This is a genomic window from Caldalkalibacillus mannanilyticus JCM 10596, from assembly GCF_000615945.1.
GTDB lineage: Bacteria > Bacillota > Bacilli > Caldalkalibacillales > JCM-10596 > Bacillus_AT > Bacillus_AT mannanilyticus.
This window is the reverse complement of record NZ_BAMO01000007.1, coordinates 112,553-131,543: the sequence shown is the minus strand read 5'-3', so window position 1 is coordinate 131,543 and position 18,991 is coordinate 112,553. Positions and strand designations below refer to the sequence as shown.

At 41.4% G+C, this 18,991-nt stretch carries 18 protein-coding genes and 1 pseudogene; 15 read left to right on the top strand and 4 right to left on the bottom strand.

Annotated elements, in window-relative coordinates; genetic code table 11:
* Positions 1–120: 120 nt before the first annotated feature.
* From nikB to JCM10596_RS06320, 7 genes are all read left to right on the top strand, one after another.
* Positions 121–1,065 carry a nickel ABC transporter permease gene (nikB, locus tag JCM10596_RS06345; protein ID WP_025026388.1) on the top strand — a complete coding sequence of 315 codons (945 nt, stop codon included), beginning with the start codon at positions 121–123 and terminating at the stop codon, positions 1,063–1,065.
* Positions 1,066–1,067: 2 nt separating this feature from the next.
* Positions 1,068–1,940, top strand: coding sequence for a nickel transporter permease (gene nikC, locus JCM10596_RS06340; RefSeq protein WP_051541198.1), 873 nt, complete (start codon positions 1,068–1,070; stop codon positions 1,938–1,940).
* Between the two features lie 28 nt (positions 1,941–1,968).
* Positions 1,969–3,006: an ABC transporter ATP-binding protein gene (locus JCM10596_RS06335; RefSeq protein ID WP_025026386.1), complete on the top strand. Its 1,038-nt coding sequence runs from the start codon at positions 1,969–1,971 to the stop codon at positions 3,004–3,006.
* Positions 2,999–3,808: an ABC transporter ATP-binding protein gene (locus JCM10596_RS06330; protein WP_025026385.1), complete on the top strand. Its 810-nt coding sequence runs from the start codon at positions 2,999–3,001 to the stop codon at positions 3,806–3,808. Before JCM10596_RS06335 ends, JCM10596_RS06330 begins: the two co-directional genes overlap by 8 nt.
* 1 nt (position 3,809) lies before the next feature.
* Positions 3,810–4,352 (top strand): MATE family efflux transporter, encoded by a 543-nt coding sequence (locus tag JCM10596_RS30075; RefSeq protein WP_234410424.1) that lies wholly within the window; start codon positions 3,810–3,812, stop codon positions 4,350–4,352.
* 62 nt (positions 4,353–4,414) lie between these two features.
* Entirely contained in the window at positions 4,415–5,167 is a 753-nt protein-coding gene (locus JCM10596_RS30070) for an MATE family efflux transporter (protein WP_234410423.1), read from the top strand.
* A gap of 121 nt (positions 5,168–5,288) precedes the next feature.
* Positions 5,289–5,720, top strand: coding sequence for a PH domain-containing protein (locus tag JCM10596_RS06320; protein WP_025026384.1), 432 nt, complete (start codon positions 5,289–5,291; stop codon positions 5,718–5,720).
* Positions 5,721–5,727: 7 nt separating this feature from the next.
* On the opposite strand, the gene JCM10596_RS06315 is transcribed toward JCM10596_RS06320, so the two are convergent.
* Positions 5,728–6,645 (bottom strand): RNA polymerase sigma-70 factor, encoded by a 918-nt coding sequence (locus JCM10596_RS06315; protein ID WP_034680688.1) that lies wholly within the window; start codon positions 6,643–6,645, stop codon positions 5,728–5,730.
* Positions 6,620–7,954, bottom strand: a complete 1,335-nt coding sequence (locus JCM10596_RS06310) for a phytoene desaturase family protein (protein WP_025026382.1) — start codon at positions 7,952–7,954, stop codon at positions 6,620–6,622. The genes JCM10596_RS06315 and JCM10596_RS06310 overlap by 26 nt, the downstream gene beginning before the upstream one ends.
* Before the next feature lie 461 nt (positions 7,955–8,415).
* Here JCM10596_RS06310 and JCM10596_RS24215 point away from each other — a divergent pair, with 461 nt between their 5' ends.
* The 6 genes from JCM10596_RS24215 to JCM10596_RS06280 all read left to right on the top strand — a co-directional run bounded on the left by JCM10596_RS24215 (position 8,416) and on the right by JCM10596_RS06280 (position 15,566).
* Positions 8,416–10,113, top strand: a complete 1,698-nt coding sequence (locus JCM10596_RS24215) for a glycosyl hydrolase family 18 protein (RefSeq protein ID WP_025026381.1) — start codon at positions 8,416–8,418, stop codon at positions 10,111–10,113.
* Positions 10,026–12,653 carry a glycosyl hydrolase family 18 protein gene (locus JCM10596_RS24210; protein WP_234410422.1) on the top strand — a complete coding sequence of 876 codons (2,628 nt, stop codon included), beginning with the start codon at positions 10,026–10,028 and terminating at the stop codon, positions 12,651–12,653. Before JCM10596_RS24215 ends, JCM10596_RS24210 begins: the two co-directional genes overlap by 88 nt.
* Positions 12,654–12,819: 166 nt before the next feature.
* Positions 12,820–13,353, top strand: coding sequence for a hypothetical protein (locus JCM10596_RS06295; protein WP_025026380.1), 534 nt, complete (start codon positions 12,820–12,822; stop codon positions 13,351–13,353).
* Between the two features lie 76 nt (positions 13,354–13,429).
* Positions 13,430–13,876 carry a MarR family winged helix-turn-helix transcriptional regulator gene (locus tag JCM10596_RS06290; protein WP_025026379.1) on the top strand — a complete coding sequence of 149 codons (447 nt, stop codon included), beginning with the start codon at positions 13,430–13,432 and terminating at the stop codon, positions 13,874–13,876.
* 74 nt (positions 13,877–13,950) lie between these two features.
* Complete coding sequence (locus tag JCM10596_RS06285; protein WP_025026378.1) at positions 13,951–14,820, top strand: permease; 870 nt, start codon at positions 13,951–13,953, stop codon at positions 14,818–14,820.
* Positions 14,821–15,167: 347 nt separating this feature from the next.
* Positions 15,168–15,566: a hypothetical protein gene (locus tag JCM10596_RS06280; RefSeq protein WP_025026377.1), complete on the top strand. Its 399-nt coding sequence runs from the start codon at positions 15,168–15,170 to the stop codon at positions 15,564–15,566.
* Here JCM10596_RS06280 and JCM10596_RS06275 read toward each other — a convergent pair.
* Positions 15,563–16,486 (bottom strand): alpha/beta hydrolase, encoded by a 924-nt coding sequence (locus tag JCM10596_RS06275; protein WP_025026376.1) that lies wholly within the window; start codon positions 16,484–16,486, stop codon positions 15,563–15,565. The two genes, JCM10596_RS06280 and JCM10596_RS06275, sit on opposite strands and share 4 nt — an antisense overlap.
* A gap of 179 nt (positions 16,487–16,665) precedes the next feature.
* Between JCM10596_RS06275 and JCM10596_RS06270 the strand changes: the two genes are divergently transcribed.
* Complete coding sequence (locus JCM10596_RS06270; protein ID WP_034680643.1) at positions 16,666–17,562, top strand: GGDEF domain-containing protein; 897 nt, start codon at positions 16,666–16,668, stop codon at positions 17,560–17,562.
* 86 nt (positions 17,563–17,648) lie between these two features.
* Here the strand turns inward: JCM10596_RS06270 and JCM10596_RS06265 are convergent, their stop codons facing one another.
* Positions 17,649–17,972, bottom strand: coding sequence for a winged helix-turn-helix transcriptional regulator (locus JCM10596_RS06265; protein ID WP_025026374.1), 324 nt, complete (start codon positions 17,970–17,972; stop codon positions 17,649–17,651).
* 149 nt (positions 17,973–18,121) lie between these two features.
* On the opposite strand from JCM10596_RS06265, the pseudogene JCM10596_RS24205 reads away from it, so the two are divergent.
* Positions 18,122–18,822, top strand: a pseudogene (locus tag JCM10596_RS24205) (pirin family protein).
* Positions 18,823–18,991 lie beyond the last annotated feature (169 nt).

Below are 18,991 nucleotides of genomic sequence, written 5' to 3'. Positions count from 1 at the left end.
CGCTTTATCAATATACATAACTTGTCATAATATATAAATCGTAATGATTATGATTATGATTATTGTTATTATTATTATTATTATTATTATTTATGATATTGAAAGGATGGAAGGCTTGCTATGAAGAAAATGATTCTATCTCGTTTATGGCAATTAATGATCGTCTTATTCATTCTCTCCCTTGCTACTTTCATCCTCATGAAGCTTGCTCCGGGGGACCCAGTCCGAACCATTTTAAAAACCGATGAAGTGGCGGTGACAGTGACGGAGGAGGAGGCTTTACGTGCAGAATTAGGCTTTGACCAACCTTTGCTTATTCAATATGGGCAGTGGCTGTTTCGGCTGATCCAACTCGATTTAGGTCATTCATATATTAGTCAAAAACCGGTTATTAAAGAAATTGGCTCCCGATTTCTGCCCACCCTATATCTGACCTTAGGCGGATTAGCTGTCATGCTCTTCCTATCCTTTATTCTGGGCACATTGGCAGCTATTTATCATCAACGCTTGATAGATCATGTAAGCAGAATTATTGCTTTTCTTGGGGCTTCTGTTCCTACTTTTTGGTTGGGATTATTGCTGATCTACTGGTTTTCTTATAAGCTTGATCTGCTTCCCTCCTTCGGCAGCGGAAGCGTTCAGCACCTCATTCTTCCCTCGCTCACATTGGGACTTGGGATGTCGGCTGTCTATGCGCGTCTGCTTAGAGCTGGATTGCTTGAAAGCTTTACGCAGGAGTATATTCGAGCGGCGAGGGCAAGAGGTCTGGGAGAGGTCAGTATTTTGTTCAGGCATTCTTTGCGAGCGGCACTTCTCCCCGTCATGACGATGTTTGGGATGAGCTTTGGTGCTTTATTAGGAGGATCGGTGGTCGTAGAGAATCTGTTTTCTTGGCCAGGCTTAGGAAAAATGGTGGTGGAAGCGATTCTTAGGAGGGATTACCCGGTCATTCAGGGCTATATTTTGTTTACGGGGGCTTTGGTTGTGATTGTCAATCTCGTGGTGGATTTATCTTACCGTTTCTTGGACCCGCGAATCCGTCTGGGGGGAGAGGAGTCTAGATGAGAATGGGGATCGAACTCGAAAGGAATACAGAACGAAAGAACCAGCAGATTTGGACAGTGGTAGCCAAGATAAGCCGAGATCCTATGCTGTTGATCGGTATCATTCTACTGGGCATGATTATACTTTGTACGGTGCTTGGACCTTATGTTGTCTGGAATGATCCGGTTACTGTAAATATGTCAGATCGGCTATTAGAACCAAGCCTACAATATCCTTTAGGGACCGATCATTTAGGCAGGTGCATCTTTTCTCGTTTGATCGAAGGGGCTCAAATTACCTTGGGTATTACCTCGATCGTGCTTGTAAGTATTATGCTTATTGGGGTTCCGATTGGTCTACTATCCGGTTATATTGGTGGAAGATTTGACTCCGTTCTGATGCGCTTGGTAGACGGCTTCATTGCTTTTCCTGAATTTATATTAGCTATTGCCATTACGGGATTTCTTGGACCGAGCATGACGAATATTGTGATTGCGATTGTTCTTGTGAAGTGGATCAGCTATGCCAGAATGGTGAGAAGCATCGTCTTATCTGAAAAGGAGAAAGAATATATTCTATCCGCACGTGTCAGTGGCAGTTCAACTCTTACGGTGATTATGAAGCATCTATTTCCACAGATTATTTCGCCTGTTTTGGTGCTGGCAACTCTAGATATGGGGAAGATTATCCTGCTTATATCATCCCTCTCTTACTTAGGCCTAGGAGCCCAAGCGCCCACACCTGAATGGGGAGCGATGTTAAATGATGCAAGACCGTATTTTCAAACCATTCCCGAATTAATGATCTATCCTGGGGTGGCGATCATGCTTGTTGTTTTAAGCTGTAATTTAATTGGAGATGGCTTACGAGAAGTGCTGGATATTAAACGGACGTAATTAAATGTGAACCAAAGGAGGGGTTGAGTTGAAGGACCTAAGTAAGGAGAAGGATGTTGTTTTGCACCTTGACCATGTTAGTATAGAGCATAGGCCCAAGAAGAAAGGTGCTTTGGCGAAGCCCCTTCTGCAAGAGATCAATTTGAAGGTGAAGAGAGGAGAATGGGTTGGCTTAGTCGGTGAAAGCGGAAGTGGAAAAAGCCTAACAGCGACTTCTGTGGCTAGACTTCTGCCCGACAGTATGAATGTAACTGGTGGTCAGATTCTGTTTCAAGGTGAGAATTTGTTGCAGCGTTCGGAGAAAGAGATGCGCAAGCTGCGCGGTCGACAAATCTCTTATATTTTTCAAGATTATACAGGAAGCTTAACTCCTTTCTTGAAGATTGGCAGTCAGATGATAGAAACCTTGCAAGCACATGAACGCCTCAGAAAAAAAGAAGCCAAGGAGCTTGTTTTGGACGCTTTGAATCAAGTGGATCTGCCAGCCCAGCGTATTTACAACAGCTATCCTTTTCAATTAAGTGGAGGGCAACGACAACGAGTAGCGATTGCCTTAGCACTGATGCTCAAGCCTGCTCTACTGATTGCTGATGAACCGACGACGGCACTTGATGTTGTTGTCGGTGAGCGCATTATGGATCAGCTTCTTCGCTTGCAAGATAACACAGGGTGTGGAATCCTGTTTATTACCCATGATTTAAATATTCTTCTAAACCGTGCTCAGCATATTGCCGTGATGTATGGAGGGAGAATTGTAGAGCAGGGCTCGACAGCAGATATTGCTCAGAATAGTCAGCATCCATATACTCAGTACCTTCTGCAAGCCAAGCCTACACGGGATCAACTGCCTGATCGTCTGACGACCATTCCCGGAGAACCAGGTCTTGTCGCCCAGCAAGGCTGTCCTTTTGCTCTTCGCTGCCCCATGCGTGTTGAAGCGTGCGAAGGAACGATCGCTCCAGCAAGCCAACTAAACAGTCAGCATGTGGTGTCGTGTCATTTACTGACCGAATCTCTAGAGCAGGAAGCACAGCGAGCGTCTAAGAAGGAGGTTGTCTATGGCTAATAGAGTAGTAGAGTACGAATCCGAATACCATGGGCGAAAAAATCCCCTGCTAGAAGTGAAGGGGTTATCTAAGCAGTATGGACAGGTTCAGGCAGTACAGGACATTTCTTTTGCCATTGCCCGAGGGGAGTGCCTTGGTTTAGTGGGTGAGAGCGGAAGTGGAAAAAGCTCTGTCGCCAAACTCCTCCTGCTCTTAGAAAAGGGGGATGCGGGGCAGATTTATTTTCAGGGAACCTCAATCCAGCAGCTTAGAGGTCAAGCCTTGCGAAACATTCGAAAGAAAATCCAAGCGGTTTTTCAAGATCCGACAGCTTCACTCAACCCGCGGTTACGAATCTTGTCTTCGATTATGGAGCCCTTAGATAATTTTTCCGAGGTGTGCCCTCCTTTTTTGGAAGAAAGACGCCAAGACAGAAGAGCCTGTGCTGAAACCTTAATGAATATGGTGGGACTTTCCTCTGATCTCTTAGATCGCTATCCTCATGAGCTCAGTGGGGGACAAAAACAGCGAGTGGCTATTGCACGGGGGATTAGCTTGGGACCTGAGTTACTCGTCTGTGATGAACCAACAGCAAGCTTAGATGTTTCAGTTCAAGCACAGATCTTAAATTTACTAAAGGATCTGCAAGAAGAAATAGGGCTCTCGTATCTCTTTATTTCACATGATTTGTCTGCGGTTCGTTTTATGAGTCAACGGGTTGCAGTGATGAAAGAAGGGAGCATTGTTGACTTCTTTCCTGTGCAAGAGATGCTTCTCAAGGGAAGGCATGAATATACAGAGCGTCTAGTAAGGAGTATGTAAAGTGAAACCTGCGTTACGTTCCAATCATCTGCCTCTACAGCATAAGCAGATGCCTTATACACATAAGCAATATCTAGCATTAAGTATTCCATTAACTATTTCAGCGGTGTCCACCCCTCTTTTAGGGGCTGTAGATACTGCTGTTGTTGGTCATCTACCTGACCCTGCATTTATAGGAGGGGTCGCTATTGGTTCCCTTATTTTTAATACACTGTACTGGTTACTAGGCTTCCTGCGCATGAGCACCTCGGGGTTTACAGCACAGGCTTATGGGGCAAATCAGACGGAGCAGATCATGCTCCATTTTGTCCGTCCCCTTTTGTTTTCGATTTTATTTGGAGTGATCATGGTGGTGTGTCAGTACCCCATTCGTGAAATGGCGCTCTGGTTAATGGATTCCTCTCCTGCGGTCGAGAAGCAAGCAGGAATCTATTTTGATATCCGAATTTGGGGAGCCCCTTTTGCTCTGATGAACTATGCGATTTTAGGCTGGTTACTAGGATTGTCGAAGGTACGTCAGGCATTGTTCTTGCAAATAGGATGAATGTATTAAATATTTTGCTGGATGTTCTCTTTGTTTTAGTCTTACATATGGGTGTAAAAGGAGTGGGGTTAGCCAGTTTGATCGCTGAAGTGACGGCGGTCATGCTAGGGTTCCTTATTATTTATCGAAGTGCTTCTCTTAATCTAAAGCTTGTAAGCTGGGCGAAAGTGGTTGAAAAAGCTCCTCTAATCCAGATGATCAAAATGAATCGAGATTTATTTATTCGCACGATTTGCCTTCTAAGCGTCTTTGGCTTATTTACAGCACAAGGAGCTAGAATGGGCGAAACCATGCTTGCGGCGAATGCTATTCTGCTTCAAATTCAGTTTATGATGGCTTACTTATTTGATGGAATGGCCAATGGCAGCAGTATCTTAATCGGACGATCCATAGGCGAAAAGAATCGAGCCTTGTATCAGAGAGTTATTAAGCTTTCGGCTTATTGGGGATTCATCGTTTCTGTTCTGATTAGTGTATCCTTCTTTTGGTTAGGTGAGTTTATTGTTTCCCTGTTTACTTCCATTCCAGAGGTTCATCATATGGCTCTCGATTATCAATTGTGGCTCTGTCTGTTCCCTCTTGTGGTATTCTGGGGTCTTCAACTGAATGGAATTTTCTCTGGAGCGACCGAAGCGGGACCGATTCGTGATTCTCTGATTATCTCACTGCTTGTTTATCTTACAGCGAGCTGGTTGTTGATTCCTTGGTATGGAAACCACGGATTATGGGCTGCCTTTATTCTGTTTAGCTTGGCTCGTTCCATTGTGCTAGGGCTTTATGTACCAAGAATAGGAAAGAAGATAGAAATAGGATAAAAGTAGAGTAAGCATCGTTTCATTTTTGAGTGAAACGATGCTTATTTTAAATCGTAGAACTAGAGAACAGGAATAATAAGAACAGAATCCTTCCAAGAATAGTGTAAAGGAGGTGAATGGGATGCGTTTTCCTTCACGAGTGGATATCTGGCTAGCCGTTTTTGTATGGTTTACCATGTTAGGTACGATAGGAGTAGGAATAATAGCGTTGTTCCAGCTTGAGGGTCAAGTTTGGGGGGCGATTGCTCTTCTATTAAGCACAGTTGCACTGCCTTGTTTCTTGCTTTGGATGTGGGTGAAAACCTATTATGTGATTGAAGCTCCTCATTTGATTATCCATTATGGACCGTTTAAAAAGAAAATCTTGCTAGAAAGCATTACGAAGGTAAAGAAAATGACTTCTCTGTACTCTGGTCCAGCTTTGTCCTTAAGAAAAATTGAGATTTATTATAATCGCTTTGATTTCATCTATATTTCTCCCAAAAATAGAGATGAGTTTATTTCCATTTTAAAAAAATACTGTCCCCATATAAAAATTGAAGACAGCGAGTGATCGATTTTTATGTGAGCTTGGCTTGTTGTTCACTAAGCGAGAGGAGAGATAGCTTATCCGGATTCATCAGGAGGTAAATCGCTTGAATACGTTCCCTCTTCATTTCAATGGCAACCATACTCCATAGAGATTCCTTGACATAGAAAACCAGTCCGGGGGACCCATTGATGGTCGTAGGACGAAAGGTAATATCGGGAGTTCTTTTGCTAGAAATTCCCAATAAAAAGCGTGAAACTCTGTCAGCTCCATAGATCGGCTGAAGGGCGGCTTTGACCTTTCCTCCACCATCAGAATAGGCAACGACATCCTCTGCAAGCAACTGGGATAGTTTTTCTGGCTCTCCTTGGAGAATGGCTAATACCAGTTGTTCGAGAAGAGAGGAATCAACCTGATTCTCTCCCTTTTTTCTTAGCATGCTTTCTTCTAATTCATCTGAAAAATTTCCTGCTCCTTCAGAGTGGATCTTCGCCTTGGCTCGGCGATAAATTTGCCGGCAATTGGCGGTTGTTTTATCTACTATGGCAGAAATTTCATCGAAGGTGTAGCTAAAGCTGTCACGCAGTACGACTATACAGCGCTCTGGTGGAGATAGTTTTTCAAGTAAAAGCAAAAACGCAATGGAAATACGATCCTTTTGTAAGTATTTTTGTAACGGTTCTTCCATAGCTTCTGTCAGGAGTGGTTCAGGTAGCCAAGGACCGATATAGAGTTCTCTTTTTTTGCGGGCAGATTTTAAGTAATCTAAGCAACGATTGGTGACCATTCTACATAGATATGCCTTGATATGTTGAATCTCTTCACCCTTCTTGTTGTCCAGAGATAAAAAGGTATCGTGCACAATGTCTTCAGCATCCATGACGCTCCCCAGCATCTGATAAGCTAGGGAGAACAATAAAGGTCTATATTCTTCGTAAAGCTTCTCCATCTCCAGCAATCATTTTCACTCCCTTAAGCAAAGAATCCCAATCGGAGATAATGGCTGTCGAAGCTTGCTTGGCACTTGCCAAGGCAGCATCGACGAGCATTCCCTCTGAACCGACCCAATCCCCTGCAACATATAATCCCATGATATCAGGTACCTTAGGAGTGGGTCTACTATATCCACTTGTCGTTGCTGGGCGCATGATATCATGAGCTACTGTAAGGCTAGGTAAGAAGCGTTTGGTAACGAGCTGCTGTTTCCAATCAGGCTGTAAGTGCTCTAAGAAGCGTTCTAGATTTTCTTCTACCTCTTTGGGATTATAGGATAGATCTGATCTTAGGTATTGAGCGAGATGAAGCACTTGAGAGCCATTTGAGCTTAATTTAACTACAGCCGAATGATTAGAAAAATAATAGGGTTGATCTATACCTAAGGCAAAAGAGCAGACTGGATTAGGAACCTTCTTCAAGACGAGGTCTAGGCAGGCTGCTCGAAGAGGAATGGCTTGATCCTTCCATTGCTGTAGAATGGTTCGTTCCGCTCCTTCAACAAGCTGGAAGACTTCCTGAGGTCCAATAGCGAGTACAGCGGCTTGAATGTGAATGCATTCTCCAGACGAGAGTAGAAGAGAATCAACTTTTCCATGGTGCTGGTGAAGGGCAGTGACTGTATCTTGGAGAATAGTAACCCCATTTTGTACGGCTTTCTCCGTCAATTGGTCGACAAGGGTTTGCCATCCTCCATCAAGGTAAAGGACTTTTTGAGTGGAGATTTGAAATTGTTTGATGGCAGAGGAAGCGCTTTGGATCTCTGGTTGATGCCCATAGGTGGATAAGCGAAAGAGAGCATAGAAAAGGTCTTGGAGCGGACGTTGCGGAATCTCATTCTCCATCCATTCTTTTAAGGTGAGTCCTTCTACAGTCGAAGGATTAAGTTGATTTAGTTTGCTCATGATAATTCCTAATTTATATTTTTGAGACCAAGGAAGGAGCTTGGAAGAAAAAAAGGATGACCCATCGAAGGGGAGCGGGTAAGGATGGTCATTCATCACTCCTATTCCGCTGATCGCAGGGCTTTCTCCTTGAAGGCTGATACCCAGCTCTTGCAGAATGTGAAATGCTCTTCCTCCTCGATAGAGAGCATGAGGACCTAAATTAAGCCATCCACCTTCACGCTCGATGGTTCGGGCTCTTCCTCCCATCTTCTTGGACTTTTCGATCAGTAAAACAGACTTGCCTTTTTGTGCTAGAATAAGAGCGGCAGTTAATCCAGCTAAGCCGCCACCAACGACAGCAACATCGAATTGTTTCATCAACAACACCCCATCTTTCTTATTTTACACATAAGACGATTAAGGAGATGAGAGTGTGACATCTCATTCGAAAAAAATAAAACCTTATAACTATCTGAAGATTCTAAAAATGATTCCAAAGTATGGTTTTTAGTGAAAAATGAATGTAGATCTTGACGCTCAAACCTAACTCCCCTAAAATTGGTATAGACATCATAACATCATGTCATATATATAACTTTACTTCTATGATTTTCACCTCAAGAGGCTTCCTCCTAGCCCTTCTTCTAAGAATACCTTTTCCAAGAATGATTCATCCCGTATTTGTTTGATTAGTTTTGCAATCGCTTACAAATGATAGACTACCTAAGTGAAACGAACCGATTTACTTTTTGTTTTCAATTTGAAAGACTGCTAGAGATCCATGGTATCTAGTTGTTTTTCAATAAAATAGAAGATGTTTAAGGAGGAGAAATGGAAAGATGAGCAAAAAGATTCGTTTAGCCAAGAGAAGTGTATCGATCAGTTCTATATGCTTCTTGCTCGTATTGTCTATGGTTCTACCCTATTTACCAACACAGGGGGTAGCAGCAGTTGCTAGTGAAGATTCTTCTACGAAACTCTCAACATCAAATGATTACAAGATTATTGGTTACTATCCTTCGTGGGCGGCATATGGTCGCAACTACAATGTGACAGATATTGACGCAACAAAAGTGACTCATATCAATTATGCCTTTGCCAATATTTGTTGGAATGGTAGGCATGGAAATCCAGATCCAACAGGTCCTAACCCTCAAACATGGACTTGTCAGGACGAACAGGGGCGTACCATCAATGTTCCAAACGGGACAATTGTGCTAGGGGACCCTTGGATAGATGCTCAGAAATCGTTTCCGGGCGATCGCTGGGATCAGCCTCTAAGAGGGAACCTCAATCAGTTAATTAAGCTGAAGGAGCAGAATCCTCATCTGAAAACCATGATTTCTGTGGGAGGATGGGCGTGGTCGAACCGTTTCTCCGATGTAGCGGCAAGTGCAGCTACTCGCGAGGTATTTGCTAACTCAGCCGTCGATTTCTTAAGAAAATATCAATTTGATGGAATTGATATTGATTGGGAATATCCTGTAAGTGGTGGACTTCCAGGAAACAGCACTCGTCCTGAGGACAAACAAAACCACACATTATTATTACAAAAAATTCGTGAAAAGCTAGATGTGGCAGGGCAAGAAGATGGCAAGCATTATCTCTTAACCATTGCTTCAGGAGCTAGTCCAACGTATGTTCAAAATAATGAATTAGATAAAATCGCTGAAGTGGTCGATTTTATTAATATTATGACCTATGACTTCAATGGAGGGTGGCAAAGTATTAGTGCGCATAATGCTCCTCTATTCTATGATTCAGCGGCAGGAGCAGCCGGAGTACCCAATGCACAGAGCTTCAATGTGGCAGCAGGTGTACAGGGGCACTTAGATGCTGGAGTTCCAGCAAATAAGCTAGTTATGGGTCTTCCTTTCTATGGTAGAGGCTGGAGCGCGTGTCAGCGAAGCAATAATGGGGAGTACCAAAATTGTGGTCCCGCTAATGTAGGAACCTGGGAAAACGGTGTATTTGATTTTACAGATTTAGAAAACAACTATATTAATAGAAATGGATTTACTCGCTTTTGGAACGACACAGCTAAGGTTCCTTATCTATTTAACGCATCTACAGGCGTATTTATTTCCTACGACGATGAAGAATCCATTGGTTATAAGACAGCCTTTATTGAGAATCAAGGATTGGCTGGGGCGATGTTCTGGGAATTTAGTAATGATCGCAATAACAAATTACTAACGAAAGTACACAATGAGTTATTGGATGGAGTGACTCCAGAGCCTCCAGATCCAACAGATCCCCCGGACCCAACAGATCCTCCAGATCCGACAGACCCTCCAGCATGTGATGCCCCTGCTTGGAATAAAAGTACGGTCTATACAGGTGGGCAGGTGGTAGCTCATCAAGGACAAAAGTGGAGAGCGAAGTGGTGGACTCAAGGGGAAGAACCGGGAACCACTGGTGAGTGGGGTGTATGGGAGCTTGTTTCCGATTGTCCTACTGTGAACCAAAAAGTAGCAGGAGTTATGTTTGGCGAAAGGATGGAAGATCAAAAAAAAAGCCAGTACCCCTTAATCTAAGCAGTGAGCTACAGACGGGAGCCCAACAAGTCGAATCAGATGCAAAGCTGATTCATGTCCTGAATGCCTCTTGTGATGCCCCTGCTTGGAATAGAAGTAGCGTCTATACTGGTGGGCAAGTAGTGTCCCATCAAGGAAAGAAATGGAGAGCAAAATGGTGGACTCAAGGGGATGAACCTGGGACTACTGGAGAATGGGGAGTCTGGGAGTACGATTCTGAGTGTTCTGAGGAGGAAGGGGATCAAACCCCTCCCTCTGCTCCTCAAAATGTAAGAGCTAGTCAAATTACATTCAACAGCATTAGGTTGGCTTGGGATGCCCCTACAGATAACGTGGGAGTCACAGGGTATGAAGTGTATAAAAATGGAGAGCTAGCAACGACAGCAACAGGTACATCCGCCGTCGTAACAGGCTTAGCTCCCAGTACAGAATATAGCTTTATCGTCAAAGCAAAGGATGCAGCAGGCAATAGCTCCAATGCAAGTCAGGAAATAAAAGTGACGACACTCTTAGAGGACGGAACCTCTCCTGATCCAGAAGAACCAGAGGGTCATGAGGTATGTCGCCCCAAGGGGTTATGGAAGTCAGGAGTTACCAATGTCCCTTATTGTGACGTCTATGACAGCAATGGTCGTGAAAAGCTAGCGAATGATCTTGATCGTCGAATTATCGGTTATTTTGCCAGTTGGCGTACCGGCAAGGATGATCAGCCAAGATACTTAGTTCCTGATATTCCTTGGCAATACTTAACTCATATTAATTATGCCTTTGCCCACATTGGAGAAAATTATCAGATCTCGGTGGGAAGTGAAAATGATCCAAACAATCCTGCCATTGGAATGACTTGGCCAGAATATCCTGATGCGGAGATGGATCAGTCTCTCCCCTTCCAAGGCCATTTCAACCTGATGAATCAGTACAAGAAAGAACATCCCGACGTTAAATTCTTGGTCGCAGTAGGAGGATGGGCTGAAACAGGTGGATATTTTAATGAGAATGGAGAAAGAGTGGCCAATGGGGGCTTCTATACCATGACAACCAATGCAGATGGATCGGTGAATGAACAAGGAATTGAAATATTCACAGACTCTGTTGTTGAATTTATTCGTCAGTACGGTTTAGATGGAATTGATATTGACTATGAGTATCCTACGACGATGGCCAATTCAGGAAATCCACTAGACTGGTCATTCTCTAATCCTCGTCTAAGAGGACTTAATAAGAGTTTTGATGTCTTCATGAAAACATTACGCGAAAAGCTAGATCGTGCTTCAGTTGAAGATGATAAATATTATCTGTTAACCATTGCAGCACCTTCATCAGGCTATCTCTTAAGAGGGATGGAAACATTTAATCCTCTGAAATACTTAGATTTTGTTAATATTATGACGTATGACTTGCATGGTGCTTGGAACGAATTCGTGGGTCCTAATGCTGCGCTCTATGATGATGGTCAGGATGCGGAGCTCAAGAAGTGGGGGGTGTACACAACACCACAATTCGGAGGAATCGGCTATCTCAATACAGATTGGGCCTACCATTACTTCCGTGGTGCGATGGAAGCGGGTCGTATTAACGTAGGAGTTCCTTATTATACGAGAGGTTGGCAGAATGTTAGTGGCGGGACAAATGGTCTTTGGGGAACAGCAAAAGGAACGAATTGTCCGACTGGCTTAACGGATTGTGGTGATGGGGCAGTAGGGATCGACAACATTTGGCACGATAAGGATGAACAAGGAAATGAAATCGGGGCAGGAGCCAATCCGATGTGGCATGCGAAAAACCTAGAAAATGGAATCGTGGGCTCTTACTTAGAGAAGTATGGTCTTGGTTCAAATGATTTTATAGGGACTTATGTACGTCACTTTAACCCAACATTAGTAGCTCCATGGCTATGGAATGAACAGAAAAAAGTATTTCTTTCTACAGAAGATGAACAATCGTTGGAGATCAAGGCAGATTGGGTCATTGACAAAGGGATAGGCGGTGTCATGTTCTGGGATATGAGTGGAGATTATGATTGGTATCCAGAGCGTAATGACGGTCAGGGAGAATATTATATTGGATATTCGTTAACTAGAACGCTGTATAATAAATTTGTAGATACAACCCCTTATGATACAAGGCGCAGTCCTACTCCTTTACCAACTGAGGCCATCGATGTAACCATTGATTTTATTGACTTTCCGCTAGGAGATCAGAATTATCCGATCAATCCTAAGATGAGGGTGACCAACAATAGTGAACAAACCATCACAGGAGGCTCGGTCATTGAGTTTGATGTTCCAACTTCTACTTCCCCGCTCTTTGGAAGCTGGAGTGGTGACCAGGTTGAAGTGATCTCGATTGGTCATAGTGGTTCTAATATAGGTGGGTTGACAGGAGACTTTCACCGGATTAGGGTCACATTATCTAGCTGGAAGTCTATACCTGCAGGAACCTCTGAGGATTTTGACCTAGTCTATTATTTACCGATAAGTGGACCTTCTAACTATACTTTGTCGATTGATGGAAAAAAATATCGTTTAGTTAGTGAATAAGAGGAATAAAAATCCCTTTGAATCCATTGGTTCAAAGGGATTTTTTTGTTTTAATTAAAGTCATAGAGAAACGAAATAAAATATGTCTAATCGTTGCAAAAATTGGAGGGTTTTGACGATTTATGTCTAAATATATAAGTATTATGAACTATTTGGAGGTGTAGAAATGAAGTTTATCGAATGTGATGAAAACAAAGATTTTGAAGCAACATTAGATTTCTTTTTGCTTTTTCTAGATGATTTTCAAGGGACTTTAGATGCAAACGCTATGGAGGATGCCCTGAATCTAACCTATCTGCATGGAAAGGTCTATTGTGCCTTGAGACAAGAAAAAGTAATTGGAATGGTAGGTTTCACATTTGGAGACCCGGATGATCATTATTTAGACCCATCTATTGCTTTTATTGTCTATACCTTGTTATTGCCGGATTATCGAAGATCGTTAGATTTTGTTACAGGATGTCGAGCTTTTTTAGATATTTTTGAAGCAAGTCATATTACAGAAGTAAGATTTAAGGCTATTTATAATCATAGATATAATAATCAGTTGTATTCTAAATTCTCAAGATCTACACAGCAGGTACTAAGTTCAACAGGGATTCCTTGTAATTTATATACTATTAAGATGGAGGATCTAAAACTAAAGCTTGGGAGATATGAGAGAAGATCCAAAGGGAGTATCTACAAGAAACCAGAATAAAAAAAAGCAACAGATTAAAAACATATTTGCATTTTGCAAATTATTATGATATAACATAGGTATGAGGTGAACACAGATGGAAAATACTCGAGTCCTGTTTCAAACCCTAGCGAGAAGATTTGGGATGCTGGATAAAAACTGCTGCTCGGTGGGCGGAATGGACATTTCCTTAGTACATAGTCATATCCTATACGAAATTGATCAATTAGAAAAACCCTCCATGCAGCAGGTTGCAGAAAGATTAGGAATTGATATCACGACATTTAGTCGGCAGATACAAAATTTAATTAAGATGGATTTGGTAAGAAAAACGACACATGCCGAGGATCGCAGAGTCTACCTTTTATCTCTAACAACTCAGGGAAAGTATGTCGCTACATGTATTGATGCTGAAATGAATCAATATCTAGAAGAAGTATTTTCTCATATGAATGAATTCGAACGAGATACGGTGATTCGTTCTATAACCTTATTAAATGAAGCGATGGCAAAATCTTCAGTATGCTGTAAACCCTTTGGTTGATAGAGTAGGGATCATTCCTTACTTTTTCTCACCTCTAATACTTGCAATTTGCAAATAAAAAGGAGAAGTGCTAGATGTGGTTAGATGTTTTAAAAAGCTTTTTCGTCATAGCTCTTGAGCTAACTTTATTATTTATCGTGATTTCTTTTTTCATAAGCTTGATTCAAGGATTTATTCCCTATGAAAAAATGGAGATGTGGATGGGCAGAAATCACCCCTTTTTCAGTGCTTTCTTAGCTGTGTTTTTTGCCTTTGTGACTCCATTTTGTTCTTGTTCGACGATTCCTGTGGTGGTTCACATGCTGAATAACAAGGTTCGCTTTGGCATTGTGATGATTTTTTTGTTTGCTTCACCAGTACTTGATCTCACGATTATTACACTGATGACAGCCCTTTTAGGCTGGAAAGTAGCGGTAGCTTATACGATCATCACCACTTTATTGTCCATCATCATTGGGTTTACGCTCGAAAAACTTGGATTTCAAGAGCAAGTGAAAAAAGTAATCCTGAAAGGGGGGATGCAAAGAAGAAGAGAAAAGTTTAGTCTTCAGACTACAATAGCAGAGTCGATGTCACTTATGAGACAGGTCTATCCATTTTTAATCATTGGAGCAGCAATAGGGTCGATCATCCAAGGGGCTGTTCCAACAGAGTGGATCACACATTATTTAGGTGGAGAGGAATGGTGGTTAGTGCCAATCGCTGCAATAGTGGGCATACCACTGTATATTCGACTTTCTACGATGATTCCTATTTCACAAATCATGATCGCCAAAGGGATGGCTTTGGGACCTGTTATGGCTCTCATGATTAGTTCAGCAGGTGCTAGCTTACCAGAATTAACGTTGCTTAATAGTATTTTCAAAAAGAAATTAATGGTGGCATTTGTTGCTTCAGTAATCTTGATGTCCACTGTATCGGGATTTCTGTTCTATCTTGTGTGAAAGTAATAAAATCATGAAACGAGGGGTATCCATGAGTATGATAAATTGATTTTCGGTCAAAAGAATAACGAGTGTTGTGAAGTGAAGATAGAGGTTCAGCATGAAAATCTAGAAAACTGCTGCGTAAGTGTAAAAGAAGGGGAAGCAGAAGCTTGTTGTTCAACACCTAGTAAGGAGCAATAACATATTAAAGTCCGCTATCGCTGGGAGGAAAACATACTTTCCTTAAGATAGCGGACTTTTGTTAAAAAAAGAATTTATGAAAGAATATAGAAAAAAAGAGGGAATAAATGGTTGGTGTCGAATAGTATTTTATTAGTAGCCAAAAATAACAGGGGGTAAGTCTTGTGACCATTGCTTTTTTTCTAACGATATTAGGTGTGAGCCTAACGATTTTGGCAGCTGCAATAGGTATTAAAGATTTTATCATTGATCAAGGCTATATTCGGAATGGCTGGATTGAAGTTTTTTTGGCTATTTTAGTCGTGGTTGCTCTCTCTACAGGGATCTATAGTGGAGCACAAAGCCTCTATCTCATTCAGGGAGAAGAATATCTTATCACTCAAAGTTACTATGAAAAAGAACAATACCGAAGTACAATGGAGCTCTACAAAAAAATGGTGATGGAAGGGATCATAATTGGCTATTTATCCATGGGATTGTACTTGTATATTCGAAAAAAAGTAAATTTAAGCCATCATTCAAAATCAAGATGGGATCTGACTCAAATCAAAAAAGACACTTAGAGTCTTGCTTCCATCCAAGTAAGGACATCTTGATAAACCTCATCTTTGTTTGTTTCATTAAACATCTCATGACGTCCATCTACATAAAATTTATATTCAAGGTCTGTGATCCCGCATTTTTTATACGTATGGTATGCTTTAAGAACCCCTTTTGTAAATCCGCCAACAGGGTCTTGATCACCAGAAAATAAATAAATAGGCAGATCTTTCGGAATCATCCGAAGGTGTTCAGGATGATCAAGCAATCCTATTCCTCCTAATAAGTCGGCAAAGAACCCCGCAGTAGAAACTTCTCCACAGTAAGGATCTTTGATAAACTGATCCACCTGCTTAATATCCCTTGTTAACCAATCGAAGCTGGTTCTTGTAGGTGCAAATTTTTGATTGAATTGCCCGAATGAAAGCTTATCCATCAGGTGGCTTCTTGTACGTTTTCCTTTTACTTTCCCTTCAGCTATAGCAATCATTCGTCCAATAGAGGTCATTATTTTGGGTGGGCTGCCCGTTCCAGACAGGATGACTCCCTGAAGCTCATCCCCATATTTTTGAATATAGCGTCGACTCAAATAAGAGCCCATACTATGTCCTAGAAGGAACAGAGGTAGATTCGGATGCTCTGCCTTGCTTAACTTGGTTAATTCGAAAAGATCGTCAACGACAAGTTCCCACCCATTCTGCTCGGCAAAGAAACCGAGATTTTTAGTTTCTTTAGCTGTCAAGCCATGTCCTCTATGATCATTGGCATAGACGTGAAACCCTGCTTGTGTTAGGGTTTGGGCAAAGTCATCATAGCGTTCCGAGTGCTCGGCCATTCCATGAGCGATTTGTACGATTCCTCTTGCCTTTTCTGATGTTTCCCACTTTCTATAAAAAATGTCTGTTCCGTTACTAGATAAATAAGAAGATGTTTTTTGACTCATTTTAATCGTCTCCTTAGTCGTGTATAATATTCAACATATATTCTTTAATTAAGAGTAACATAGAAGCAGGAGAATAGCGACAGCCGAGAATATCTTAATTAGTAGGTCGTTTAACCTAGTTTAAGTAGAAGTAAAGTTATAATATCTTACAAAAAATATAGGTCTGTAGGGTGAAGGATATGAGCAATGAGTTACACTTATCAATATTAGATGGAATATCTGATCTTGTTTTTTTGATGAAGGTTGAACAAGGTTCTTTTACTTATGCTTTTTTGAATCATGCCGCCAAAAAGTACACGGGTTTAACCGATCAAGCACTAGGAAAGACATTTGATCAGGTGTTGCCTGCTTCTGTAGCCAGTATGCTAGTGGATATCTATCAAAAAGTACTGCATACCAAAGAAACCTACACTTTTGAAGATGTTTTTGTCGCTCCGAATAAAAATAGGTATTATGGTCAGTCGAACATAACGCCCGTGATTAATGAAAACGGTATCTGTACTCACATTTTAGCGATCACAAGAGATGTTACGGATAGCAGAGAGTATGAGGAAAGACTAGAGAAGCTTGTGTATATAGATGATCTTACTGGAATCCCAAATCGTCGTTTTTTCCTAGAACAATTACAGAAGGTCGTGGAGGAAGCGAAAAGAGGGCATCTGGGTGGCGCCGTACTTTATCTGGATGGGGATGATTTTAAGAACATCAATGATCGCTGGGGTCACGATGTAGGAGATGAGTTTTTGCAGAAGGTGGCCAAGCTGTTGCAGGGAATGGTAAGGGAGCATGACACTGTGGCCCGTATTGGAGGAGATGAGTTCTCCATGATAGTAAGGAATACAGAGAAAAAAGAGGAAATTATTGCTTTGGCTGATCGAGTGATTAGCTTGTCGAAGGAAACGATTCGTATCAAAGAAACGCTCATTACCCCCTCCTTTAGCATTGGCATTGCTTGCTTTCCAGAGGATGGCTATGATATAGAAACGTTATTGAAGCATGCGGATCACGCCTTGTATATGACCAAAAGAAGAGGGAAAAATCATTACTCTTTTTATCAAGATATTATTTATAACTAAGCAGGCCAAACCTTCATTTAGATCGGTTTGGCCTTTATCTATTTCATGATAGTTCGACTTCATGACTATTCGTTGTTGTTTCCTATTTACTTATTTTTGCACTCAATCCACTTTTCGGACCAATGCTGAATCGAGTCAATAACCTGCTTTAATTCCTTCCCTTTTTCCGTAAGCTCATATTCAATTCGTACAGGTGTTTCAGGATAGACATGTCTAATTAAAATACCAAGTGTTTCTAATTCCCTTATTCTCTCCGTTAGAATACGATCGCTTATTTCGGGAATCTGCTCTTTTAGTGCTTTAAATCGTTTTGGACCATCTAATAAAACACGGACAATCAACCCTGTCCATTTTTTTCCTAAAAGTTCAATTGCACATTCGTATTTAGGACACATTTTTGAATAATCCATTGTTTTTCACCTCTGTATTGTTATCATACCATAGTTACTTGACATTCGTAAGTTTAATTTATATTATTATAACATAGTAACTAAATAATAATAAGTAAATAACTTTTTTGTATTTAGGAATAATGATAAAGTAGAAAGGGATGATTGTCATGATTCAAATCTATCCAGCAGCATCAAGACATGCTGAGGATCACGGCTGGCTGAAGAGTCATTTTAGTTTTTCTTTTGCCGAATATTTTGATCGAAACAATATGCATTTTAGTGCGTTAAGAGTTTTTAATGATGATATCATTGCTGGGGGTAAAGGCTTTGGCATGCATCCTCATCAAGAAATGGAGATTGTTTCCATTGTGCTGAAGGGGGAGTTAGAGCATAAGGATAGTATGGGCAATGTGGCTACAACTTCCTTTGGTCAGATTCAGCGGATGAGTGCCGGTACAGGCATTTACCATTCAGAATTTAATCCTTTACCGGACCAAGAAACGCATTTGCTACAGCTGTGGTTCTTGCCAGCAATAAAAGGTTTGGAGCCTTCTTATCAGCATACTACCTTTGATCAGGAGAAATTAGTCAATCAATTGCTTCCTGTTGTATCACAGCAGTCTTCAGAACAGGTTGCCCATATTCACCAGGATCTAACACTATACCTTTCCCGGCTAGAAAAGATGCAGAGTATCCGTTTTACCCAAGAAGAGGTAGAAGTATCTATATTTTTGTCATCGAAGGGGAACTTATGCTTAATGGGGAGCATTCCTTACAGCGAAGAGATGCGGCAAGGATTACAGAGCATACAGAGCTAGACATTTCTGCTTCTACTGAGGCTTTGTGGATGCTTATTGATTTACCATAATACTATAGAGAGCTTCAACATAGGATCGATATAACCAAATAGATCGATATAACCAATTTGTCCTTTGAGATAAATTGGTTTTTTCTTGTATAACCTAAAAAAACATGGAAGGGATGAAACCATAGGTGATGGCAGCACGTATATGTAGTCAATGAAAAACGGAAAGGGT